Below are 22075 nucleotides of genomic sequence, written 5' to 3'. Positions count from 1 at the left end.
TTTCCTAAGGAGTTCACATGCGGCGTGGCATACGTGGCGCTCTCGCCACCGCGCTGGTAGCGGGCCTGGCACTGGCGGCGACGGCATGCGGAGGCGGGGGTGGCAACGGCAGCAGTGCGGGCGGTGAACTGTCCGGAACCGTTACCTTCTGGGACACCTCCAACGACGCCGAGAAGGCCACCTACCGGAAGCTGGCCGAGGGTTTCCAGAAGGAGCACCCCAAGGTCCACGTCAAGTATGTGAACGTCCCCTTCGGCGATGCCAACGCCAAGTTCAAGAACGCCGCCGGCGGCGGCGCGGGCGCCCCGGACGTGATGCGCACCGATGTCGCCTGGGTCGCCGACTTCGCGAGCCTCGGCTACCTCGCCCCGCTCGACGGCACCCCGGCCCTCGACAAGACCGCCGACTACCTTCCACAGGCCGTCAGCTCCACCAGGTTCAACGGCAAGACCTATGCCGCGCCCCAGGTCATCGACACCCTGGCCCTCTTCTACAACAAGAAGCTCCTCAAGGACGCCGGCGTCCCCGTACCCAGGACCTTCGCCGAACTGGCCGCCGCCGCCCCGAAGATCAAGGAGAAGACCGGCGCCACCGCCCTCTACCTGCGCGGTGACGACCCCTACTGGTTCCTGCCCTACCTCTACGGCGAGGGCGGCGACATGGTCGACGCGCACAGCAAGTCCATCAAGATCGACAACGCCGCCGGGGTACGGGCGTTCCGCACCATCAAGAGCCTGGTCGACTCGAAGGCCGCCGTCACCGACGCCAGCGACGGCCAGGAGAACCAGCTCAAGGCCCTCAAGGACGGCACCGTCGCGATGGCCGTCGACGGCCCCTGGGACATCGAGGGTGCCCGCGCCGGCAAAGCCTTCCAGGACAAGAGCAACCTCGGCGTCGCCCCCGTCCCCGGCGGCAGCATCGCACAGGGCTCCCCGCAGGGCGGCTGGGACCTCTCCGTCTACGCCGGCAGCAAGAACTTGCCGGCCGCTTACGCCTTCGTGCGGTACATGAGCTCCGCGAAGGTACAGCAGGAGACCACCGACAAGCTCAGCCTGCTGCCCACCCGCACGTCCGTCTACCAGGTCCCGGCCGCCAAGCGGAACGAGATGGTCAGGTTCTTCAAGCCCGCCGTCGACGGCGCCGTCCAGCGCCCCTGGATCGCCCAGGGCAACTCCCTCTTCGAGCCGGTCAAGGTCCAGATGAACAAGGTGCTCACCGGCGCCGCCACGCCCGAACAGGCCGCCAGGGCCACCGGTGACGCCTACCGCAAGCTGCTCAAGGACTACAAGTGACGCTCGCCGTACGGGCCCGCCGCGCGCTCGGCACGCACTGGTACGCCTGGGCGATGGTCGCCCCGGTCGTCCTCGTCATCGGCGTCATCATCGGCTACCCCCTCGTACGCGGCGGCTACCTCTCCCTGACCGACGCCAACGAGGCCAATGTCGAGCGCTCGATCGGCATGAACCACATCCCCGCCACCTACCACTTCGTCGGCCTCGACAACTACCGGGCCGTCCTTGCCGACAGCGTCTTCTGGAACCGCCTGGGCTGGACCGTGGTGTGGACCGTGGCCTGCGTCTCGCTCACCTTCCTGATCGGGCTCACGCTCGCCACCATGCTCAACCGGACACTGCGCGGCCGTACCTTCTACCGCCTCGCGCTGATCCTCCCCTGGGCCGTCCCCGCCTTCGTCTCCGTCTTCACCTGGCGGATGCTCTACAACGAGAAGAACGGCATCCTCAACAAGCTGCTGGCCGGCGGCGGCATCGACGCCGTCCCCTGGCTCAACGACCCGACCTGGGCCAAGCTCTCCGTCATCGCCGTCAACGTCTGGCTGGGCGTGCCCTTCATGCTCGTCGCACTGCTCGGCGGACTCCAGGCCATCCCCGGCGAGCTCCACGAGGCCGCCGAGATGGACGGTGCCGGGCCCTGGCAGCGCTTTTGCCACATCACCGTGCCCGGACTGCGCGCGGTCAGCGGCACCGTGATCCTGCTCTCCACCATCTGGACCTTCAACATGTTCCCGGTGATCTTCCTGCTCACCAGGGGCGGTCCCGGCGATGCCACCGAGATCCTGGTGACCTACGCCTACCGCCTCTCCTTCGTCGACAGCCCCCGCGACTTCTCCGCCTCCGCCGCCTGGGGCGTACTGATCCTGGCACTGCTCTCGGTCGTCGCGGTCGTCTACCGCCGGGCGCTGCGCAAGCAGGGAGAGGTGTGGTGACCATGGCTCGTCGGCGCAACGAACGGCACCGGCTGGCCTCCGCCGGGCTGCACACCGCCCTGGCGCTCGCCGCCGTCATCGCGGTCTTCCCGCCCCTCTGGCTGCTGATCACCTCCTTCAAACCCCGAACCGACGCCTTCACCACCGGCCTCGTCAGGCACTTCACCCTCGCCAACTACACGCACGTGGTGGCGGATACGGAGTTCCTGACCTGGTTCGGGAACTCCGTGATCATCGTCGGGCTGACCACCGTCCTCGGCGTTTTCACCGCCGCCACCACCGGCTACGCCGTCAGCCGCTTCCGCTTCCCCGGGATGCGCCCGCTGATGTGGCTGCTGCTGATCACCCAGATGTTCCCGGTCGCGGTACTGATCGTGCCGCTCTACAACCTCCTCGCCTCCCTCGGCCTGCTCAACCAGCCCGCCGGACTGGTCATCACCTACCTGACCATCGCCGTGCCCTTCTGCGCCTGGATGATGAAGGGCTTCTTCGACACCATCCCGGTGGAGATCGACGAAGCGGGCCGCGTCGACGGCCTCAACCCCTTCGGCACCTTCTGGCGCCTGGTCCTCCCGCTCGCCCGCCCCGGCCTCGCCGTCACCGGCTTCTACACCTTCGTCACCGCCTGGGCCGAGGTCGCCTATGCCTCCGCCTTCATGACCGGCGAGGAGAACCTGACGCTCGCCGGGGGCCTGCAGACCTTCGTCAACCAGTACACCGACGACTGGGGTTCGATGACCGCCGCCGCCGTGATCATCGCGGCACCGGCCGCGCTCGTCTTCGCCTTCGCCCAGCGCCACCTCGTATCCGGACTGACCGCCGGCACCACCAAGGGATGACATGACCCGACAGCACAACGTCACTCCTGCGCCCACCACCAGGGGGAACAGCGCTCCCGGCAACAGCGCTCCCGGCAACACCGTTTCCGGCAACACCGCTCCCGGGAACACCGCCGCCGGCTGGTGGCGGGACGCCGTCATCTACCAGGTCTATCCGCGCAGCTTCGCCGACGGAAACGGCGACGGCATGGGCGACCTCCAGGGCATCCGCAGCCGGCTGCCCCACCTCCGCGACCTGGGCGTGGACGCGGTCTGGCTCAGCCCCTTCTACGCCTCCCCGCAGGCCGACGCCGGTTATGACGTCGCCGACTACCGCGCCACCGACCCGATGTTCGGCACCCTGGCGGACGCCGAGGCCGTCATCCGCGAGGCACATCACCTGGGCCTCCGCATCATCATCGACATCGTCCCCAACCATTGCTCCGACCAGCACGAATGGTTCCGCCGTGCGCTCGCCGAGGGCCCCGGCTCGGTACTGCGCGAGCGCTTCCACTTCCGCAAGGGCCGCGGCGCCGACGGCGAACTTCCGCCCAACGACTGGGAGTCCGTCTTCGGCGGCCCCGCCTGGACCCGCCTTCCCGACGGCGAGTGGTACCTCCATCTCTTCGCCCCCGAACAACCCGACTTCAACTGGGAACACCCCGCCGTCCAGGACGAGTTCCGTTCCATCCTCCGCTTCTGGCTGGACCTGGGCGTGGACGGCTTCCGGATCGACGTCGCCCACGGCATGGTCAAGGCCCCCGGCCTCCCCGACATCGGCCACGGCGAACAGGCCCGGCTGATCGGCTCACAAGTCCTCCCCTTCTTCGACCAGGACGGCGTCCACGACATCTACCGCTCCTGGCGCACGGTCCTGGACGAGTACGCCGGGGAGCGGATCGGCGTCGCCGAGGCGTGGGCCCCCAGCGTCGAGCGCCTCGCCCGCTACGTCCGCCCCGACGAACTCCACCAGGGCTTCAACTTCCACTACCTGAACACCCGTTGGGACGCGGAAGCGCTCCGCGACGCCATCGACTCCTCCCTCACTGCCATGCGCACCGTCGGTGCGCCCACCACCTGGGTCCTCTCCAACCACGACGTCGTCCGCCACACCACCCGCCTCGGCGGCGGACTGGCCCGCGCCCGCGCCGCCACCCTGCTGATGCTGGCGCTGCCCGGCTCCGCCTACCTCTACCAGGGCGAGGAACTGGGCCTGCCCGAGGTCACCGACCTGCCCGACGAGGTCCGCCAGGACCCGTCCTTCTTCCGCGCCAGTGGCCAGGACGGCCTCCGCGACGGCTGCCGCGTACCCATCCCCTGGAGCGGCACGGCACCCCCGTACGGCTTCGGCGACGGCGGCAGCTGGCTGCCCCAGCCCGCCGACTGGGCCGCCCTCACCGTCGAGTCCCAGACCGGCGACCCGGACTCCACCCTGGAGCTCTACCGCAGCGCACTGGCGGTGCGCCGCAGTCACCCCGGCCTCGGCGCGGGCGACTCGGTCGAATGGCTCCAAGCCCCCGACGGTGTACTGGCCTTCCGGCGCCCCGGCGGCCTCCTCTGCACGGTCAACACCACCGGTGAGGCAGTACGGCTGACGCTGCCTCCCGTCCGGATCCTCCTCTCCTCCCGCGCTCCGTTCGTCCCCGCGGCCGGTGCCGTCTCCACTCCGTCCGCCCTCGCGGCCCTCTCCTCCTCTCGTCAACCGTCCAACGCCCGCGGCGCGTTGGGTGTTCCCGAGAATCTCGAAGTTTCCGAAATTCGTGAAATCCCTGCCGAGGCCACGATCTGGTGGGAGGAGTGACCCCGCGCCTCTCGGACATCGCCGCCCAGGCACAGGTCAGCGAGGCCACCGCCAGCCGCGTCCTGAACGGCAGGGCGGGCGTCGCGGCGAGCACCCGGCAGCGGGTGCTCGCCGCGCTCGACGTCCTCGGCCACGAACGCCCGGTACGGCTGAAACGGCGGAGTGCCGGGCTCGTCGGCCTGGTCATCCCGGAGCTGACCAACCCGATCTTCCCGGCCTTCGCCCAGATCATCGAGCAGTCGCTGGCGGGCCACGGCTACACCCCGGTGCTCTGCACGCAGATGCCCGGCGGCGCCACCGAGGACGAACTCGTCGAGCAACTGGAGGAGCGTGGCGTCACCGGCATCGTCTTCCTGTCCGGCCTGCACGCCGACACCGCCGCCGACCCGTCCCGCTACGCCCGCCTGACCTCCCGTGGCGTGCCCTACGTCCTGATCAACGGCTACAACGACCGCATCGACGCGCCCTTCGTCTCACCGGACGACGGGGCCGCGGCCCGTATGGCCGTACGCCATCTCGCCGAACTGGGCCATGAGCGCATCGGTTTGGCGGTCGGCCCCGCCCGCTACGTTCCCTCTCGCCGCAAGGCGGAGGGCTTCACCGCCGCGCTGGGGGAGTCGTTCGGCCTGTCGAGGGGGCAGGCCGAACGACTCGTCCGCCATACCCTGTTCAGCGTCGAGGGCGGCCACGCGGCTGCCGCCGTACTGCTCGACGACGGCTGCACCGGCATCGTCTGCGGCAGCGACCTCATGGCGCTGGGCGCGGTACGCGCCGCCCGCCAAAGGGGTCTTGAGGTTCCCCGCCACCTCTCCGTCGTCGGCTTCGACGACTCCCAGCTGATCGCTTTCACCGACCCACCGCTGACCACGGTGCGACAGCCGGTACAGGCCATGGCGACCGCCGCGGTCGGCGCGCTCATCGAGGAGATCCAGGGAAACCCCGTCCAGCGCACCGAGTTCGTCTTCCGGCCGGAGTTGGTCGTACGGGGGTCGACCGGCCCGCGGTGCGGGTGAGTGACCGCGGGTCAGGCATCCTGGGCGGCGTACGAGACGAACGCCGCCCAGGCTCCGGCCGGAACCGCGAGCTGTGGGCCGCCCTTGTCCTTGGAGTCCCGGATGTGGACGGTGGTGGGGCAGGTGGCGATTTCTATGCAGTCGTCGCCGTCGCCACCGCTGTAGCTGGACTTGTGCCAGGGGAGGGCGACTTCTACACAGTCGTCGCCGTCGCCACTGCTGTAGCTGGACTTGCGCCAGGAGAGGGCGACTTCTACGCAGTCGCCGTCACCGCTGCTGCTGTAGCTGCTTTTGAACCACGCCAGTTCGGGGGTGCTGCTCATAGCGCTCCTCGGATCTGCTTCAGCAGGCTCCGCGAGTCTTGGGGGGTCAGAGCCTGCGAAAGCAGTCTCGCATAACGCATTTGAAGGATGCTGACCTCTTTTGGGTCGGAGATGAACAGCCCGGTGCGCTGTCCCTCGCAGTAGCCGAACCACTCGTTGTCCGGGGTCTCCAGCAGCTGCATCGGCCCGTGCAGTCCGGCATGATTCTGCTGCACCAGCGGCATGAGCTGGACGTCTACGTTCCGGATCTCGGAGAGTTCGAGGACGTGATCGATGAGCTGCTTGGTGACCTCCGCTCCACCCGTGCGGCGCAGGAAGAGCTGCTCTTCGAGGATGAAACTGAACGCGGTGTTCGGGCGCTCCCGCAACAGCCGCTTACGCTCGCACCGGGCCGCCCAACGGACCTCGATCTCGTCGTCATCCAGGTGCGGGACCTGATGGGTGAACAACGTCCGGCCGTACGCCTCCGTCTGTAACAAGCCAGGCACCAGGCGGCATTCATACGTGTAGAGACTGATCGCCTGCTTCTCCAGCTCCGCCCACTCACGGAACCACCGGGCCAGTCCCGGCTGCTTGGAAAGTCGACTGGCCGCCTTCCGCAGCACTCCGTTCGCGTTGAGCGTGTCTTCCGAGCGGTCGACGAACTTCTTCGACGGGAGGCGTCGGCCCTGCTCGACAGAGCCGATGTAGTGCGCCGAGTACCGGATCACCGGCGCCAGGGACTCCTGTGTGAATCCCGCGTTCTCGCGGAACCCTTGATAGACGGCGCCGAAGGTCCGCAGACTGCCGGACGGCTCGGGCGGCTCGCCGCCGTCGTAGTGGTCGGTGTTGCTGTCTTCCATGGTCGGGTGCTCCCGATGTACTGGTACTGACTGCCCCGCAAGTCACCCATGGTTACCGCCTGTTACTCGTCCCGTCCACGTACCGAACTCGTACAGTTTCCGGAGTACGAGCCGAGTACCTGGCGTACGAGCCTGCTGACCAGCACCGTTGGCGCCATGCCAGTCCAGCCGACCGTCGCCGTACGGATGTTCACACAGCGTTTCAGTGCCACCCCGCGCGGGGCCCGTCTCGCGCGCCATCTCGCCGTCCAGCAACTCGACGTATGGGGCTTTCCGTACGGCGGCGAGGTCTCGGACACCGCCGCCGCCATCGTCGGTGAACTCGCCGCCAACGCGGCCACCCACGGCCGGGTGCCCGGACGGGACTTCGAGCTGCGGCTCGTGAAACTGCCGGGCTCGGCCCGACCGGGCACCCTGCGGATCGAGGTCGCCGACACGCGGACGGAGCGGCGCCCACCCGACCCCTGGACGCTCGCTCCGCCCGCGCCCGACTCCGAGACCGGCCGTGGACTGATCCTCGTCGCCGCGCTCGCCACCTGCTGGACCGTCCTCGACCGGCCCCCGGTCGGCAAGATCGTCCGAGCCGATCTGGACCTCCCGGACAGGTGAGGAGAGGGGAGGAGAGGGGCCGAGAGGGGAGGAGAGGGGGACGCGGAACGGGATGGTTGGTTCGGTTCAGGCGACCGGGTGCCGGGCGTGGAAGATGCCCCAGCGCAGCAGGCCCCGGCGGGTGATGTCGGTCCAGAGGGGAAGGTTGGTCAGCAACTCGTCGACGTAGGCCGGGCTGATGACGTCGCGCAGTTCGGCCGCGCGTCGGTGCACCTCCTCGTCGAGGCGTGCGTAGTGGGTGGTGATGTCCGCTGTGCGGTCCTCGTAATCGACGTCCTTGAGGCCGAGGCCGGAGAGCAGGTCCAGATAGAAGGACGGTGTCGCCAGGGCCGGCATGGAGAGCCGGGAGGTCGCGGGCCGCACGGCCTCCGCCGGGGTCTCCTCGGCCATCATGATGTCCGAGAAGACCACGGCGCCGCCCGGTTTGAGCACGCGTACGGCCTCGGCCAGCGCGCTCTCCTTGTCCGGCACATGGCTGAGGACCTCCAGGGACCACACGACGTCGAACCGCCCCGCCTCGTAGGGCAGTTCGTTGAGGGAGCCGGTGACGACCTCGATCAGGCCGTCCAGTCCACGCCGGGCGTTGGCCGCACGGTGGCGCCGGTTGTGCTCCTCGCTGAGGTCGAGGGCGACGACCCGGCAGCCGAAGCGTTCGGCGAGCGCGCGGGCGGAACCGCCGTATCCGGAGCCGAGGTCGAGCACGGTCGCGTGCGGGCCGAGCAGGTCCGCGGCGTTGTCCGCCGCGTGCTCGACGGTACGGTGCGAGGCGTCCGCGATCGCCTCGTGCGCATGGGCGTAGACGCCGATGTGGATGTCCTCGCCGCCCCAAACGGCGTCGTAGAAGGCGTCGACGTCGCCGGTCTCGTAATAGCTGCGGGTCGCGGTGTCGTGGTGCGGCGTGGTGCCGGTGGTGCCGGTGGTGTCCTCGGGATTGTTGATCATGGTGGGTGGATTCCCCGCTGTCGTCCGGGCAACTCACCTCGTCTGCTGCCTGGGTGACTATGCGCCAACCCGCCGGACCACCGGCGAACCCGTTCTCCGCGAAGACATATGGCACCGGTCCGACCGGCCGGGCGCGTAGGGACCACCACCCGGTGGGCCTCCGGCCGGCCGGACCGGCTACCACGGGAACGTAACACCGTTGCAATCTCTTGCGAAAGGTCTTGCAGCAATGAGGTGGCACGGATAGAACCAAGGGTCATGTCCGCCACCCCGCACCGCGCCCGCCGCCGCACGACCGCCCTCCTCGCGCTGCTCGCCGGCGCGGCGGCCCTGGTCCTGCCGCCGCAGCCGGCCGCTCCGGCCGCCTCCGCCGACGGCCCGGTCACTGCCGCGGCGCAGTGGATCGACCGCACCACCGTGGTCTGGAAGGGCGCCCGACACGCTGCCGCCCAGCTGGAGTTCGGGGAGCCGGGGGAGCGGGCCGGGGGGTCGAAGGGACGCGCGTCGGGCCGCATCCGGCTCACCCCCGGCACCCTCGCCCCGGCCGAACGGGCCAAGTACCCGCACCTCACCGGCTTCCCCGCCTTCACCGTCGACCCGCGCGACCGCCGGCTGGCCCCCACCGCCCTGCGCGAACGGCTGGTCGCCACCCAGCGCACCGCGGACGGACGGCAGACCACGACCACCGGCGTGCAGATCCCCGGCATCCTGGACGACCTCTACGGCACCCGCGCCCAACACGCCGCCCTCGGCCCGGTGTTCCACGCCGGCCGGCCCACGCTCTCCGTCTGGGCGCCGACCGCCCGCACCGTGGCGCTCGAACTGGACGGCCGCCCGGTCCCCATGCGCCGGGACGATGCGACCGGGGTGTGGAGCGTACGGGGCGAGCGCACCTGGACCGGGAAGCCCTACCGCTACCTCGTCACCGTCTGGGCGCCCACGGCCGGCAGGACCGTCACCAACAAGGTGACCGACCCGTACTCCACCGCGCTGACCACCGACTCCGCCCGCAGTCTGGTCGTCGACCTCGCCGATCCGCGCCTCGCCCCCGCGGGCTGGGCGACGCTCCGCAAGCCCGCGCCGGTGCCGCTGCGCCGGGCCCGTATCCAGGAGCTGCACATCCGCGACTTCTCCGTCGAGGACCCCACCACCCGCCACCCCGGCCAGTATCTCGCCTTCACCGACACCCGCTCGGCGGGCATGCGGCACCTCAAGTCCCTGGCCGCGGCCGGAACTTCCCACGTCCACCTGCTGCCCGCGTTCGACTTCTCCTCCGTCCCCGAGCGCCGCGCCGACCAGCAACGGCCGGACTGCGACCTGCCCTCCCTGCCCGCCGACTCCGACCGCCAGCAGGAGTGCGTGGCGAAGGTGGCCGACCACGACGCCTACAACTGGGGCTACGATCCCCTCCACTACAGCGTCCCCGAAGGGTCCTACGCCTCCGACCCGTCCGGGACGGCCCGGATCGTCGAATTCCGCCGCATGGTGCAGGGACTGAACGGCATCGGCCTGCGCACCGTCATGGACGTCGTCTACAACCACACCGCCGCGAGCGGCCAGAACGACCCGCACTCCATCCTGGACCGCATCGTCCCCGGCTACTACCACCGGCTGCTCGACGACGGCGGCGTCGCCACCTCCACCTGCTGCTCGGGCACCGCGCCCGAACACACCATGACGGGCAAGCTCGTTGTCGACTCCGTCGTCACCTGGGCCAAGCAGTACAAGGTCGACGGCTTCCGCTTCGACCTCATGGGGCACCACCCCAAGGCCGACGTCCTCGCCGTACGCAAGGCCCTCGACGCACTGACCCCGGCCCGCGACGGCGTGGACGGCCGAGCCGTCATCCTCTACGGCGAGGGCTGGAACTTCGGCGAGGCCGCCGACGACGCCCGCTTCGTCCAGGCCACCCAGCGCAACATGGCCGGCACCGGCATCGCCACCTTCAACGACCGGACCCGCGACGCGATCCGCGGCGGCAGCCCCTTCGACACCGACCCCCGCGTCCAGGGCTTCGCCTCCGGCCTCTCCACCGACCCCAACTCCTCGCCCGCCAACGGCGATCCGGCCGCCCAGCGCTCCCGACTCCTCCACTACCAGGACCTCATCAAGGTCGGCCTCACCGGCAACCTCGCGGACTACACGTTCACCGACACCGTCGGCCACCGGGTCAAGGGCTCCCAGGTCGACTACAACGGCGCCCCCGCCGGCTATGCCGCCGCGCCCGGCGACGCCCTCGCCTACGCCGACGCGCACGACAACGAAACCCTCTACGACGCCCTGGCCTACAAGCTCCCGCCCGGCACCTCCGCCGCCGACCGCGCCCGGATGCAGGTCGTCGCGATGGCCACCGCCGCACTCTCCCAGGGCCCGGCGCTCTCCCAGGCCGGCTCCGACCTGCTCCGCTCCAAGTCCCTGGACCGCAACTCCTTCAACAGCGGCGACTGGTTCAACGCCATCCACTGGACCTGCCCCGGTGACGTCCGCGGCGACGTATCGACCAACGGCTTCGGCCGCGGCCTGCCCCCGGCCACCGACAACAAGGACAAGTGGCCCTACGCCAAGCCCCTGTTGGCCGACCCGGCGCTACGTCCCGACTGCGCCACCATCACCGCGACCTCCGCCGCCTATCGCGACCTGCTCCGCATCCACGCCACCGAACCCGCCTTCGACCTCGCGACCACCGCCCGCGTCCAATCCGCCCTCTCCTTCCCCCTCTCCGGCACCGGCGAGACCCCCGGCGTCATCACCATGCGCCTCGCCAACCTCGTGATCGTCTTCAACGCCACCCCCCACCGCCAGAGCCAGACCCTCCCCGGCCTCAGGGGCCGGCCGTACGCCCTGCACCCCCTCCAGTCCCACGGCGCCGACCCCGTCGCCGCCACCGCGTCCTACACCCCCGCCTCGGGCACCTTCACCGTCCCGGCCCGCACGGTCGCCGTCTTCCGGCGGGGGTGACCGGCGCCGTCTTCCGCCAGGGCCGACCGGGCGCTACCGAGAAGCCGGCGGTCCGGTGGTCCACGGGAACCGGCGCGGGTAGGGGCGGTATGCCCGCCCCGGTCCCCGCTTCACAAGCGCTTCTCCAACAGCGTCACGCCGTACTTGCTCCCCCCTTTCCCCTCCTTGAACGGCTGCTCCCCGACGACCTCGTAGCCCGCCCCCTCGTAATACGTCCGCAGCCGCGGATTGCTCGACACGCAGTCCAGCCGTGACCGCGCCCGCCCGGCCTCCGCGATCCGCCGCTCGGCCCACGTCAGCAACTCCCGCCCGGTTCCGGCCGGTGCGTGGGCGCGGTCCACCATCAGCCGGTGCACATACCCCGCCACCGGCGGCTGCGCGCCCCACGCGGGCTCGTCCCGCCACCACAGCTCGAAGCCGCCGACGACCCGCCCCGCCGCCTCCGCCAGCCAGACCTCCCCGTCGGCTATTCGCCCCCGGAAATGCGCCTCGTCCTTGTCACCCGGCTTCCACTGGTCGATGCCGTTCTCCAGCATCCAGTGCGCGGCCCCGTCGTAGAGCGCGACCAGTACGGAAGGGTCGTGCTCCGCCTCGGCCGTCCGGTAAGTGATCTCATCCATAGCCGGATTGTGTCGCACCCGCCCCGCCGGCCCTCGCCCGCGACTGCGGGCGGGCGCCCCCGCCTCACGGGGCCTGCTCCCGACCCGGCACCGCCCCGCTCGGCCGCCCCCGCTCGGCTCCGCACGGACCGCGAGCGCAGGCGGCGGATGCGCGGCCCGCGCAACGGGATCAGCGGTCCGTGCAACGGGATCAGCGGTCCGCGTATCGGAATCAGATGAATTCGCCGTCATGCCAACGACGTTACGGCGAGGGTCTGACAATCGCCCTCCGCCGACCGTGGGCACCCGCTCCGTCGCAGGTCAGACCGGCTGCGGCAGCTCCATCAGCCGTCCCACCAGCTCCGCGAACATCCCGTCCGGCGGCTCGTCCGCCAGCATCCGGCGGACCACCTGCGCCATCCGCTCGTCGTACGCCGCGCTCACCGCCGCCAGTGCGGCGAAGTCGTGCACCAGCTGCCGCTCCAGCTCGGCGCGCGGAACGCACCGCCCGTCCAGCCACAGCAGCGCGGTGGTCTCGGCCAGCGAGACCCAGGAGCGGATCACCAACTCCAGCCGCGGGGGCGCGTCCCGGACGTCGAGATGGGCGAGGATCTGCTCGTAGGCGGCCTGGCGCACACCGTCGATCAGCGCGCTGGTACGGGTCGAGCCGATCGCCGGGCCGCCGCGCATCAGCGCCGAGAAACCGGGGCCGTGCTCGTCCACGAAGTCGAAGAACCGCTCCATGACGCGCAACAGCCGGGCGCCGAGGGGCCCTTCGTGCGGCTCGACGAACCGGGCGGACAGCTCCTCGGCGGCGCGCCGCAGCGCGGCCTCGTAGAGCTGCTGCTTGCCAGGGAAGTAGTGATAGACCAACGGCCGGGATATCCCGGCCGCTTCGGCGATCTCGTCGATCGACACATCCTCGGGGGAGCGGTGGCTGAACAGGTCGAGCGCGACGGCGATCAGCTGCTCCCGCCGCTCCTCGACGCCCATCCTGCGGCGTGCCCCGGTCGTCATGCGCCCACCCTAACGACCCGCCCCCGAGCCGCACCAGCACACCGAACCGGCCCCGGACCGCGCCACCGGGCGGGCCAGTTGCGGTATCGCCGCACGACGCGGACTTATTCCTGTGCGGACTTATTTCTGTGCGGACTTGTTCCGGTGCGGTTGTGCCGGTGGGGACTTGTTCCGGTGCGGACTTGTGCCTGTGGGGACTTGTGCCTGCGGGGGGTTGTGTGCGGTCTGCTACGGGGACGGGGACGTGTTTACGGGGGCGGGGACGTGATGGCTCACGGCCCCACCACACCCGCCCACCCCCCGAAGGGGGGTGGGCGGCGGGGAAAAACAAGAGGTACGGGTGGGCGGCGGGGAACAGAGGACGACCGTCGGCACCAGCACCAGCCCCAGCACCAGCCCCCCATCCCTACAAGTCCAGCACCAGCCCCTCCCCCCGGGCCGACCGCGAGACGCAGACCAGCAGCGAGTCCGCGCGTTCCGCGTCCGTCAGGAGTTCGTCGCGGTGGTCCACCTCTCCGCCCAGCACCCGCTGTCGGCAGGTGCCGCAGAAGCCCTGCTCGCAGGAGTACGGCAGGTCCGGGAGGGCCTGTTCGCGGAGGGCGCGCAGCACGCTGGTGTCCGCCGGGACCGTGACCGTACGGCCGGTGCGGCGCAACTCCACCTCGAACGCGACGTCTTCACCCTCGCCTTCACCCGAGCCGCCCCCGGACCCCGGACCGGACCCCGGGCCCCTCCGTGGTGCGAAGCGTTCGATGTGGAGGGTCAGTCCCTCGGGGCCGTGGGGGAGCAGGTCGGCCACCGCGTCCATCAGGGGCTCGGGGCCGCAGCAGTACACGGCGGCGTGCGGGGGAGCGTCGGCGAGTGCCGCGGCCAGGTCCGGCCGCCCCGCCTCGTCCTCCGCGGCCACCGTCAGCCGCCCGCCACCGGCCCCGGCCGCACCCCCGTGCTCCCCTGCGTGCCGGGCCCCGTGCCTGGTCCCGTCCCCGGCGTGCCGGGCCCCGTCCCCGCCCAACTCCCCGGCCCCCGCCAGCTTTTCCAGCTCGTCCAGGAAGGGCATCGACGCCCGCGACCGTCCCGCGTACACCAGGCGCCACGGAATCCCCGCCGCCTCGGCCTGCCGCACCATCGGGAGGATCGGGGTGATGCCGATACCGCCCGCGACGAAGAGGTAGGCGTGGCACTCGTCCAGGGGGAAGCGGTTGCGGGGTCCGCGGACCTCGACCGTCGTGCCCTCGTGGAGCGCCTCGTGCACCTCGCGCGAACCGCCCCGGCCGTCCTCGATGAGCCGGGTCGCGATGGTGTACGCACCGCCGTCCGCCCCTACGGCGTCGGCCGGTTCGCCGCACAGCGAGTACTGGCGCACGGTTCCGGACGGGAGTACGAGGTCGATGTGCGCACCCGGTTCCCAGCTGGGCAGCCGCTCGCCCTCCAGGCGGAGGGCCACCACCCCGTCGGCCGCCGCCGTCCGTTCGGCCACCCGCAGCCGCAGCGGTGCCGCCCGGCCCCGTTCCCGGCCCCGGCCCGATATCGGCTGCTCCAGGGCGGGCAGCGGCCACAGCGGGGACTGCCGGATCCGCCGCCGCAGCGCCCGCCGGACGACCACCGCGGCCCCGGCGACCAGCAGCACGGTCCGCAGGCGGGGGACGGCGCGCGTACGCAGAGGCGGGGACGTACGAATCGGTGCGGACGCCGACGTCGCGGAACGGGCGGGCATGTCAGGCTCCTCCGGGGGCAGCGGCAGCGGCGGTCGCGGCGGGCGAGCGGTCGAGATAGGCGATCGCCTGCTCGGTGCTGCCGTGCTGTGAGGGGTGGTATGTCCGGCTCAGGTACTGGGGGATGGAGCGGAGCATCGCCCCGGTGGTCGGCAGCACGCCCTGCCGTCCGCCCCGGAGGAAGTCCTTCACGGCGGCCCTGCCGTCGATCAGTGTGGGGTCGTTCTCCATGAAGAACCGGGTGCCGCGCTGCCACAGGAACACCAGGGCGCTGAAGGCCGTTGCCCAGGTACGCACCCGCCGCCGGTAGCCGCCGTCCAGGTGCACGAAGAGGTCGAAGGCCACCGAGCGGTGCTCGACCTCCTCCGCGCCGTGCCAGCGCAGCAGGTCGAGCATCGTCGGATCGGCCCCCTTGGCGTCCAGCGCCTCGGCGTTGAGCACCCAGTCGCCCAGGAAGGCGGTGTAGTGCTCGATGGCGGCGATCATGGCGACCCGCTCCATCAGCCACCACTGACGGGCCCTGCCCGGCGGCAGCGTCCGGTCGCCGAGCAGCTTCTCGAAGAGCCAGTCGACCTGCGCGGTGTACGGGGCCGGGTCCAGGCCCAGCGCCTTGAGGTGCGGCAGGACGTCGTCGTGCGCCTGCGAGTGCATCGCCTCCTGGCCGATGAACCCGATCACGTCCGCCCGGAGCCGCTCGTCCCGGATGCGGGGCAGCACCTGCTTGTAGACGTGCACGAACCAGCGCTCGCCGGCCGGCAGCAGCAGGTGCAGGACGTTGATGGTGTGGGTGCTGGACGGATCGCCGGGTATCCAGTGCAGGGGGGTGTCCGCCCAGTCGAAGGCCACGTTCCGGGCCTTCAGCGGGGTGTGCTCAGACGCGACCGGCTGGGGCCGCAGCGGGGCCGTATTAGACATGGCGTCAATGTACTGGCGGGTAAGGAATGCCGATACCCCCTGGACACGGAAAGCTCGGAGCGGCGGCCCGCGCCCTGCCACCGCTCACCTCACCGCAGCGTCCCCACCTGGCCGCCGCCCGCCAGCCCGCCCTTCAGGTCCGTCCGGGCATCCGGCTTCGCCGGGACTGCCAGCAGCCGCCCCGCCGCATGCCCCCGCGCCCCGCCGCGCGCGGTGATCGACGTGATCCGGTCGCTGCCCGCCGCCAGCAGCCACCACGCGCCCCCCTTGGTCTTCCACAGCACCCCGGCCAGCACCTGCGGCTCCCGTGGCCCGCAGGCCGTACCGCCCTCGGCCCGCGCCGTCACCGCCCCCGGCGCGTACCGCCGGTCGGCCGGCGCGGGCGGCTGGAACTGCGCCATCGTCCGGCCGCCCGCCCCGCGCCAGGTCTCCGCCCGGGTGCACAGCCAGGCCGCCTCGCCCGCACCCCCGGGCAGCGGCTGCCGCGCGAACTTCCAGGTGTTCACGGCCTGTACGCCCTGCGAACGCACCCCGGGCAGCCGGCAGGCGGTACGCGCCCAGGCCGTACGGGCCTCCGGGCCGGACACATCGCCCGGCGACGTGGGCCGCCCGTACGTGAGCCGGGCCGGCGTCAGCTCCCCGAGGTCGGTGAGCAACGCCCCGGCCGCCGGGCCGCCCTGCTGTCCGTCCGTCCTGCCGACCGTCCGCAGCGCCGGCCACGTGGTGCAGGCGGAATCGTCGCGCGGCGTCGGTACCGGCTCGGTCAGGCCGTCCGAGCCGATCGGGATCGGCTGGCCCGCCACGTCCGGCTTCAGCAGATCGACCAGCCGTACGGACCGCACCCAAGGGGCCGTCAGATAGCGGACGTTGCCCTGGGTGGGCCCCGCCACCAGGGCGAGTGCCGAGTCCGCCGCCGCACCGTCCGTCCGCGCGAAGTCCAGCGTCGCACCGGAGCCCTCGTCCCGCCCCTGGCCGTCCGCCGCCTCGGTGTACCGCACCGCCCGCAGGCCGTCGTGGAAGATCACCACCACGGCGTGGTCCACCACACCCGCGAACAGCAGCTGCGGCGGCCCGGCCGCGGGCCCCGTCGGGGTGCCGGGCGTCGCCGTGACCGGTACGCCGGCCCCGGGCCGCGCCCATACCACCAGCGCCCGCCGGAGCAGCGCCCGGTCGCCGATCCGGTCGCCACGGGCCGGCCAGGCGGCGAAGTCCTGGCGCGCCGCGGTCCTCCAGGCGTTCGCCGGGGTGAGCGCCAACCTGCCCGGTTCGAGGGCGGCTTCTGACGCGGGATTGCCCGCGTACGCCGGGGCCGCGGCGCCGTCCGGGCCCCAGCCGTCGCCCGGCATCCCCAGCAGCGCCCCGCACACCAGCACCGCCGCGCCCGCGGCCAGCGCCGCCCGGCCGTGCTGCCGTCGCCGGATCAGATCGGTGGGCCGGGCCTGGAGGGCGCACGGGTCGAACTCCACCGACTCCAGCAGCGCCCGGTCCCGGCTCCCGGCCGGCACCGCCGCCCCGTCGGCCTCCGCCAGTGCCGCCCGGGCGTCCGCGACCCCCGCGGCCTCCAGCACCCGACGCGCCTCGTGCGCCGACAGCCGCTCCAGGTCGCGCAGCACGAACGCCGCCCGGCCCGGTGCGGAGAGCGCGGACAGCGCCTGGTCCAGGGCGAGTTCATCGGCGCCGCCGGAGCGGGGGAAGAGACGGAGGCCCCAGACCTGGGGGAGCGGTGCCGGCAGCCGGCGGCGCCGCCCGACGGCGAGTGCGGTGCGCAGCACCCGCAGCCGCATGAGCGCGTAACCGGGGTCGACGGCCGCCGCCGCGCCGCCGCGCTGGGCGGGCAGAGCGGGAGCGGCCCCGGGGCCGGGCCGCCGCGGCAGGGCCCGCTGCACCACCGCGTGCGCGGCCAGCACCCGCCGGCCGCGGCTCGGGCCCGGCGGCAGGACCAGATACGCCAGCCGGGCCAGCCGGGGGTAGTGCTCGACCAGCGCCGCCTCGGCCTGCTCGACGTCGATGGCCTCACCGGCCTCCGCCGGGCTGCCGGGGGAGGTGCGGTCCGGACGCGGGGTTACCGCCTGCTGCTGCTCCACGTTCCGTGGAACGAGTGAATCCTGTGATGGTCACCGGGGCGCCGGGCCGCCCCGGACGGGTGACCGCCGCGCCCGCCCCCGGCCACCCGGGCCCGGCGGTACCCCGGCCCGGGTCCGGCGGGCGGTACCCGGCGACCCCGGCCACCGGGGCGGCACCGCCCGCCTACGGCGTCATCGCGTCAGATCGAACTCCCCGTCCCGGGCGCCCAGGACGAACGCCCGCCACTCCGCCTCGGTGAAGCGCAGCACCACATCGGGGTCCGTGGAGTTGCGCATCGCGACCGCGCCGCGCTCCAGGAAGGCGATCTCCACCGCCTCCGCGTCGGGGGCCTCGCCGGGCGGGCGCTGCCAGGTGGCGTCGGAGATGTCGAGGCCGTAGAGCCATTCCTTGTCGGCTGCGGTGCCCATGTCGTTGCTCCCCTTACTCGTGAACGTGCCGGTCAGCGTACGCGGCGCCCGGACGACCTGCCAGCCGCGGAACCGGGCCGTACCGCGGTGCCCGCCACCGGAGTTGGCGGGAACGGTGGCGGTCGCGGACCGGGCCGATCCCACCTCCAGGACTCCCCGCTCACCCGGCCCCCGGTCCGTCGGACCTGCCCTGACCTCCGGCCCGCGGCGACCAGTGTTCCGCGGAGCCTCATCCGCGCGCTCCCTGGGCTTCACGCTTCCGGCCGCCGGACGCGGGAAGAGTCTGCCGCGTAGGAGAACGCCAGGTCATTGGGTTGTGCACCCCGACGGGGGGTGTACCCAGCACCACCTACGGAGGCTCTGATGAGCATGGCACCCACCGCGTCCGCCGGCCGCCCCGGACTCACCTCTCCCGTCGCGGACGCAGCCGCCACCGACACCGCCCCCGCCGCCGACTACACCGCCGAGATCGCCGACACCCCCGACCGGATCCGTGCCGCCCAGCGCCTCCGCCACCAGGTCTTCGGCGAGGAGATGGGCGCCGCCCTCGACACCCCCCTCCCCGGCCACGACATCGACGCCGTCGACGACCTCGCCGACCACCTGATCGTCACCCACACCCCCACCGGCGCCGTCGTCGGCACCTACCGGCTGCTGCCCCCGGGACGCAGCCAACGCCTCTACTCCGACGGCGAGTTCAACCTGTCCGCCCTCGACCGGATGCGCCCCTCCCTCATCGAGGCCGGCCGCTCCTGCGTCCACCCCGACCACCGCAGCGGCGCCGTCATCAACCAGATGTGGGCCGCGCTCGCCCGCTACACCCTGCTCTCCGGCCACCGCTACCTCGCCGGCTGCGCCTCCGTCCCGCTCGCCGACGGGGGCACCGCCGCCGCCCACGCCTGGGCGCTGGCCCTGACCCGTTACCCCGCCCCGGCCGGGCTCCGGGTCACCCCGCACCGCCCCTGGCGCCCCACCGGCCCGCTGCCCGAGCGCCCCGCCCTCGCCCAGCTCCCGCCGCTGCTGCGCGGCTACCTCCGGATCGGCGCGTGGATCGGCGGCGCCCCCGCCCACGACCCGGCGTTCGGCACCGCCGACTTCTTCGTCGTCCTGGACATGGAGCGCCTCGGCGACCGCTACCGCCGCTTCTTCCTGGGGGACCGGTGAACGGCCCCTGGGACGTCCGGTCCGTCTGCACCCCGCACTGCGCCGGCCACGTCGTCCCGCGCGTCCCGGCCCGCGAAACCGCCCGCCGCACCGCCGCGTTCGCCGCCGCGGTGCGCCGCGTCCTGACCGACGGCGACCGCCTGGCGGACCCGGTACGGCTGCGGGCGCACGCCCGGACGCTGCTTTCGGCGCTGGGTATCCAGGCGGAGGGAATCGACGCGCTGCCGGCCGCCGGGGCGGGAGCCGGCGGCCCCGGCACCCTCACCGTCCTCAACCACATCTCCTGGCTCGACATCGTCACGCTGCTCGCCGCCGAGCCGACGACCCTGCTCGCCAAGCGCGAGGTGGGCCGCTGGCCGGTCGTCGGCGGCCTGGCGCGCCGGGCCGGCACACACTTCATCGACCGCACCAGCCCCCGCAGGCTCCCGCGCACCGTACGGGAGTTGTCCGAGCTGCTCGCCGCCGGCCGCTCGGTGGCGGTCTTCCCCCAGGCCACCACCTGGTGCACCGCCGACCGGGGCGCCTTCCGCCGCGCCACCTTCCAGGCCGCCCTGGACGCCGGCGCACCCATCCGCCCGCTGACCGTCAGCTACACCCAGCAGGGCCGGCCCAGCACTGTGGCCGCGTTCTGCGGTGACGACACCTTGGCGGCCTCCCTGGGCCGCGTCCTGACCGCCCGCGCACTGACCGTACGCCTCACCGCCCACCCGGCGCTGCCGACCGCGGGCACCGCCCTGGACCGCAGGGAACTGGCGGCCCGCGCCGAGCACATCGTCCTCCGTGGCGGCCCCGTACGGCCGGCTCCGGCGGCGATCCGGCCGCCGCGGACCGCGCCCGAGGCCCCGCCGCCGACCGCCGGCCCGCCGGTCCGCCAGCATGCCTGACCAGCTCGCCCCCGGCCCGGCGACCCCGCTTGCCCTCGGCCTCCTCGACCAACTGGACCGCCTCACCGACCCGTTGCACGCGCTGCTCGGCTCCCCCTGGCTCTGGCTCGCGGTGTTGCTGATCGCCGGGCTGGACGCCCTGCTCCCGTTCATGCCGAGCGAGACCACCGTCGTCCTGGTCGCCGTGCTCATCGGCCCCGACCTGCCGCCGCTCGCCCTGCTCGCGGGCGTCGCGGCGGTCGGGGCACTGGCCGGCGACTGCCTCGGCTACGCCGTGGGCCGCCACGCGGGCCCGCACGCGACCGCCCTGCTGCTGCGCGGCGAACGCGGCCGGGCCCGTCATCTGCGCGCCCGCGCCCTGGTCGAACGGCACGCCGCCGTGCTGATCATCGCCGGCCGCTTCCTCCCCGGCGGACGGGTGGTCGCCACCCTCGCCACCGGCAGCGTCCGCTACCCGCTGCGCCGCTTCGTCGCCCTGGATGCGGTGGGCGCGGGCATCTGGGCGCTGTTCGCCTCGGCGCTCGGCGGCCTCGGCGGCGCGGCGCTCACCGACTCCCCGGTCAGGGGCCTGCTGCTGGCCTCCGGCGCCGGACTGCTGGTGGCCGCCGGGGCGAGTGCGCTGCACCGCCGCTGCCCGCTCCTGCGCGGCGGCGGGCAAGGGGCCTGAGCGCCCTCACCCGCCGCCGCGCGAGGTCCTGTCGTCAGACTCCCGTCGTCCGCAGACTCCCGTCGTCCGCCCGAAGGGCGGCCGGGCGGCGTCCGGTGCGTGCTCTCGGCGTGCCGGGCGACGGCCCCTGTACTGGGTGGGGTACTGGGGTCGTTGCCCGGTGCGGCGAAGGGGGTCCCCCGGCACGAGCCGTGCGAAGCCGGTTCGGGCCGGGGGCACGTGCAGGGCGTCGCCCGGCAGGCGGGAGTTCGATGACAGGGCCTAGGTGCTCGGCACGTACTTGTAGCCGACCCGCCGCACTGTCACGATCGACGACCGGTGCTCGGCGCCCAGCTTCCGCCGCAGCCGGGCGACATGGACGTCCACGGTGCGCCCGTCGCCGACATGCCCGTACCCCCACACCGTGGTCACCAGCTGGTCGCGGGTGTGCACCCGGTGCGGATGCGCGACCAGATGGGCCAGCAGCTCGAATTCGAGGTACGTCAGGTCCAGTTGCCGGCCCCGGACCTGCACGGTCCGCTGCTCGGGGTCGATCCGCACGGTCTCGTCGCCGGTCCGGCCCGGCGGTGCGGGGTCGGCGGGCGGCTGCGCGGCGGGGGCCGCCTCGGCCGGGACGAGGACGAGGTAGCCGACCATCGGCGGCTGACCGGGCAGTGCGGGCAGGCTGTGCTGTGGCGCCGGGAGCCAGGTGGCGCCGGAGTTCAGCAGCTCGGCGACCTGCTGCGCACTGTGGCGCGGCGCCGTGCCGCCCGGGGCGGCGACGGGACGGGCGTCCCGGACGGCGGCGGTCGCTTCGTCGGAGGGCACCGCGCGCAACCGGTGGCGCTGCTGCGGCGGGTGCGGAACGGCGGCCGTGGTGGAACCGGCGGGAACGGTACGGAGGTTCGTCATCGCAAGTCAGCTCTTTCGCGCAAGGGGATCGTCGGGGGACGTCGTGCGCGCGGGCAGGGCTGGGGACACCGGTCGGCGGTGTCGGGAGGAATGGTGCGGGCCCGCGCTCAGTGCGCGCGGCAACACAGCCGGTCGAAGGCGTGCGCCTGCCGGGACGGCCAGAAAGGCTCGAGGTCGCTGCGACCCGTCGCGGTGTCGGTAAGG

20 protein-coding genes are annotated in these 22075 nt (G+C 72.7%); 10 read left to right on the top strand and 10 right to left on the bottom strand.

Translation table 11 applies throughout. From position 1 onward, the window contains the following. Positions 1-17: 17 nt before the first annotated feature. From RZ84_RS10360 to RZ84_RS10340, 5 genes are read left to right on the top strand one after another with little or no spacing between them, the layout of a single operon-like run. Positions 18-1292: an extracellular solute-binding protein gene (locus RZ84_RS10360; protein WP_043264078.1), complete on the top strand. Its 1275-nt coding sequence runs from the start codon at positions 18-20 to the stop codon at positions 1290-1292. Continuing rightward, a complete protein-coding gene (locus RZ84_RS10355) occupies positions 1289-2224 on the top strand; it encodes a carbohydrate ABC transporter permease (protein WP_043264077.1) in 936 nt (311 codons plus the stop codon). Before RZ84_RS10360 ends, RZ84_RS10355 begins: the two co-directional genes overlap by 4 nt. Positions 2225-2226: 2 nt before the next feature. Then, the gene (locus tag RZ84_RS10350; protein WP_043264076.1) at positions 2227-3063 is read left to right on the top strand and encodes a sugar ABC transporter permease; all 837 of its coding nucleotides are present in this window, start codon (positions 2227-2229) and stop codon (positions 3061-3063) included. Position 3064: 1 nt separating this feature from the next. Further along, entirely contained in the window at positions 3065-4843 is a 1779-nt protein-coding gene (locus RZ84_RS10345) for a glycoside hydrolase family 13 protein (protein WP_078893669.1), read from the top strand. Continuing rightward, positions 4831-5856, top strand: a complete 1026-nt coding sequence (locus RZ84_RS10340; protein ID WP_078893668.1) for a LacI family DNA-binding transcriptional regulator — start codon at positions 4831-4833, stop codon at positions 5854-5856. The genes RZ84_RS10345 and RZ84_RS10340 overlap by 13 nt, the downstream gene beginning before the upstream one ends. 11 nt (positions 5857-5867) lie before the next feature. Here the strand turns inward: RZ84_RS10340 and RZ84_RS10335 are convergent, their stop codons facing one another. Further along, positions 5868-6179, bottom strand: coding sequence for a DUF397 domain-containing protein (locus tag RZ84_RS10335; protein ID WP_043264074.1), 312 nt, complete (start codon positions 6177-6179; stop codon positions 5868-5870). Further along, a complete protein-coding gene (locus RZ84_RS10330) occupies positions 6176-7021 on the bottom strand; it encodes a helix-turn-helix domain-containing protein (protein ID WP_043264073.1) in 846 nt (281 codons plus the stop codon). The genes RZ84_RS10335 and RZ84_RS10330 overlap by 4 nt, the downstream gene beginning before the upstream one ends. 156 nt (positions 7022-7177) lie before the next feature. Between RZ84_RS10330 and RZ84_RS10325 the strand changes: the two genes are divergently transcribed. Next, on the top strand, positions 7178-7630 hold the full coding sequence (locus RZ84_RS10325) for an ATP-binding protein (protein WP_043264072.1): 453 nt from the start codon (positions 7178-7180) through the stop codon (positions 7628-7630). A 66-nt stretch (positions 7631-7696) separates the two neighbouring features. Here RZ84_RS10325 and RZ84_RS10320 read toward each other — a convergent pair whose 3' ends face one another. Then, positions 7697-8572 (bottom strand): SAM-dependent methyltransferase, encoded by an 876-nt coding sequence (locus RZ84_RS10320; protein ID WP_043264071.1) that lies wholly within the window; start codon positions 8570-8572, stop codon positions 7697-7699. A gap of 258 nt (positions 8573-8830) precedes the next feature. Here RZ84_RS10320 and pulA point away from each other — a divergent pair, with 258 nt between their 5' ends. After that, positions 8831-11530 carry a pullulanase-type alpha-1,6-glucosidase gene (gene pulA / locus RZ84_RS10315; RefSeq protein WP_078893667.1) on the top strand — a complete coding sequence of 900 codons (2700 nt, stop codon included), beginning with the start codon at positions 8831-8833 and terminating at the stop codon, positions 11528-11530. Between the two features lie 110 nt (positions 11531-11640). Here the strand turns inward: pulA and RZ84_RS10310 are convergent, their stop codons facing one another. The 6 genes from RZ84_RS10310 to RZ84_RS10285 form a co-directional block, all read right to left on the bottom strand. Further along, positions 11641-12150: a GNAT family N-acetyltransferase gene (locus tag RZ84_RS10310; protein WP_043264070.1), complete on the bottom strand. Its 510-nt coding sequence runs from the start codon at positions 12148-12150 to the stop codon at positions 11641-11643. Between the two features lie 300 nt (positions 12151-12450). Continuing rightward, entirely contained in the window at positions 12451-13146 is a 696-nt protein-coding gene (locus RZ84_RS10305) for a TetR/AcrR family transcriptional regulator (RefSeq protein WP_078893666.1), read from the bottom strand. 406 nt (positions 13147-13552) lie between these two features. Next, complete coding sequence (locus RZ84_RS10300; protein WP_078893665.1) at positions 13553-14860, bottom strand: PDR/VanB family oxidoreductase; 1308 nt, start codon at positions 14858-14860, stop codon at positions 13553-13555. A gap of 1 nt (position 14861) precedes the next feature. Further along, positions 14862-15773, bottom strand: coding sequence for a metal-dependent hydrolase (locus tag RZ84_RS10295; protein WP_043264068.1), 912 nt, complete (start codon positions 15771-15773; stop codon positions 14862-14864). 89 nt (positions 15774-15862) lie between these two features. Beyond that, on the bottom strand, positions 15863-17857 hold the full coding sequence (locus RZ84_RS10290; RefSeq protein WP_043264067.1) for an RNA polymerase sigma factor: 1995 nt from the start codon (positions 17855-17857) through the stop codon (positions 15863-15865). A 171-nt stretch (positions 17858-18028) separates the two neighbouring features. Further along, positions 18029-18265 (bottom strand): DUF397 domain-containing protein, encoded by a 237-nt coding sequence (locus RZ84_RS10285; RefSeq protein ID WP_043269525.1) that lies wholly within the window; start codon positions 18263-18265, stop codon positions 18029-18031. A gap of 363 nt (positions 18266-18628) precedes the next feature. Here RZ84_RS10285 and RZ84_RS10280 point away from each other — a divergent pair, with 363 nt between their 5' ends. Genes RZ84_RS10280 through RZ84_RS10270 form a run of 3 tightly spaced genes read left to right on the top strand, consistent with a single transcriptional unit; the run spans position 18629 to position 20980 of the window. Next, a complete protein-coding gene (locus RZ84_RS10280) occupies positions 18629-19429 on the top strand; it encodes a GNAT family N-acetyltransferase (protein WP_043264066.1) in 801 nt (266 codons plus the stop codon). Then, complete coding sequence (locus RZ84_RS10275) at positions 19426-20313, top strand: lysophospholipid acyltransferase family protein (RefSeq protein ID WP_052229859.1); 888 nt, start codon at positions 19426-19428, stop codon at positions 20311-20313. Before RZ84_RS10280 ends, RZ84_RS10275 begins: the two co-directional genes overlap by 4 nt. Next, entirely contained in the window at positions 20306-20980 is a 675-nt protein-coding gene (locus tag RZ84_RS10270) for a DedA family protein (protein ID WP_078894595.1), read from the top strand. The genes RZ84_RS10275 and RZ84_RS10270 overlap by 8 nt, the downstream gene beginning before the upstream one ends. Before the next feature lie 261 nt (positions 20981-21241). Here RZ84_RS10270 and RZ84_RS39615 read toward each other — a convergent pair whose 3' ends face one another. Beyond that, positions 21242-21871 carry a winged helix-turn-helix domain-containing protein gene (locus RZ84_RS39615; protein ID WP_043264065.1) on the bottom strand — a complete coding sequence of 210 codons (630 nt, stop codon included), beginning with the start codon at positions 21869-21871 and terminating at the stop codon, positions 21242-21244. Positions 21872-22075 lie beyond the last annotated feature (204 nt).

The sequence above is a fragment of the Streptomyces sp. CT34 genome, from assembly GCF_000805335.1.
Lineage (GTDB): Bacteria > Actinomycetota > Actinomycetes > Streptomycetales > Streptomycetaceae > Streptomyces.
Note: the sequence above shows the minus strand (reverse complement) of the source record. Positions and strands in the feature narration are given on the sequence as shown.

Bases quoted from the DNA above. Each gene is read 5' to 3' on its own strand.
- RZ84_RS10360 (WP_043264078.1), top strand. From the start codon at position 18: ATGCGGCGTGGCATACGTGGCGCTCTCGCCACCGCGCTGGTAGCGGGC.
- RZ84_RS10350 (WP_043264076.1), top strand. From the start codon at position 2,227: ATGGCTCGTCGGCGCAACGAACGGCACCGGCTGGCCTCCGCCGGGCTG.
- RZ84_RS10345 (WP_078893669.1), top strand. From the start codon at position 3,065: ATGACCCGACAGCACAACGTCACTCCTGCGCCCACCACCAGGGGGAAC.
- RZ84_RS10335 (WP_043264074.1), bottom strand. From the start codon at position 6,179: ATGAGCAGCACCCCCGAACTGGCGTGGTTCAAAAGCAGCTACAGCAGC.
- RZ84_RS10330 (WP_043264073.1), bottom strand. From the start codon at position 7,021: ATGGAAGACAGCAACACCGACCACTACGACGGCGGCGAGCCGCCCGAG.
- RZ84_RS10325 (WP_043264072.1), top strand. From the start codon at position 7,178: ATGCCAGTCCAGCCGACCGTCGCCGTACGGATGTTCACACAGCGTTTC.
- RZ84_RS10320 (WP_043264071.1), bottom strand. From the start codon at position 8,572: ATGATCAACAATCCCGAGGACACCACCGGCACCACCGGCACCACGCCG.
- pulA (WP_078893667.1), top strand. From the start codon at position 8,831: ATGTCCGCCACCCCGCACCGCGCCCGCCGCCGCACGACCGCCCTCCTC.
- RZ84_RS10310 (WP_043264070.1), bottom strand. From the start codon at position 12,150: ATGGATGAGATCACTTACCGGACGGCCGAGGCGGAGCACGACCCTTCC.
- RZ84_RS10305 (WP_078893666.1), bottom strand. From the start codon at position 13,146: ATGACGACCGGGGCACGCCGCAGGATGGGCGTCGAGGAGCGGCGGGAG.
- RZ84_RS10300 (WP_078893665.1), bottom strand. From the start codon at position 14,860: ATGCCCGCCCGTTCCGCGACGTCGGCGTCCGCACCGATTCGTACGTCC.
- RZ84_RS10295 (WP_043264068.1), bottom strand. From the start codon at position 15,773: ATGTCTAATACGGCCCCGCTGCGGCCCCAGCCGGTCGCGTCTGAGCAC.
- RZ84_RS10285 (WP_043269525.1), bottom strand. From the start codon at position 18,265: ATGGGCACCGCAGCCGACAAGGAATGGCTCTACGGCCTCGACATCTCC.
- RZ84_RS10280 (WP_043264066.1), top strand. From the start codon at position 18,629: ATGAGCATGGCACCCACCGCGTCCGCCGGCCGCCCCGGACTCACCTCT.
- RZ84_RS10270 (WP_078894595.1), top strand. From the start codon at position 20,306: ATGCCTGACCAGCTCGCCCCCGGCCCGGCGACCCCGCTTGCCCTCGGC.
- RZ84_RS39615 (WP_043264065.1), bottom strand. From the start codon at position 21,871: ATGACGAACCTCCGTACCGTTCCCGCCGGTTCCACCACGGCCGCCGTT.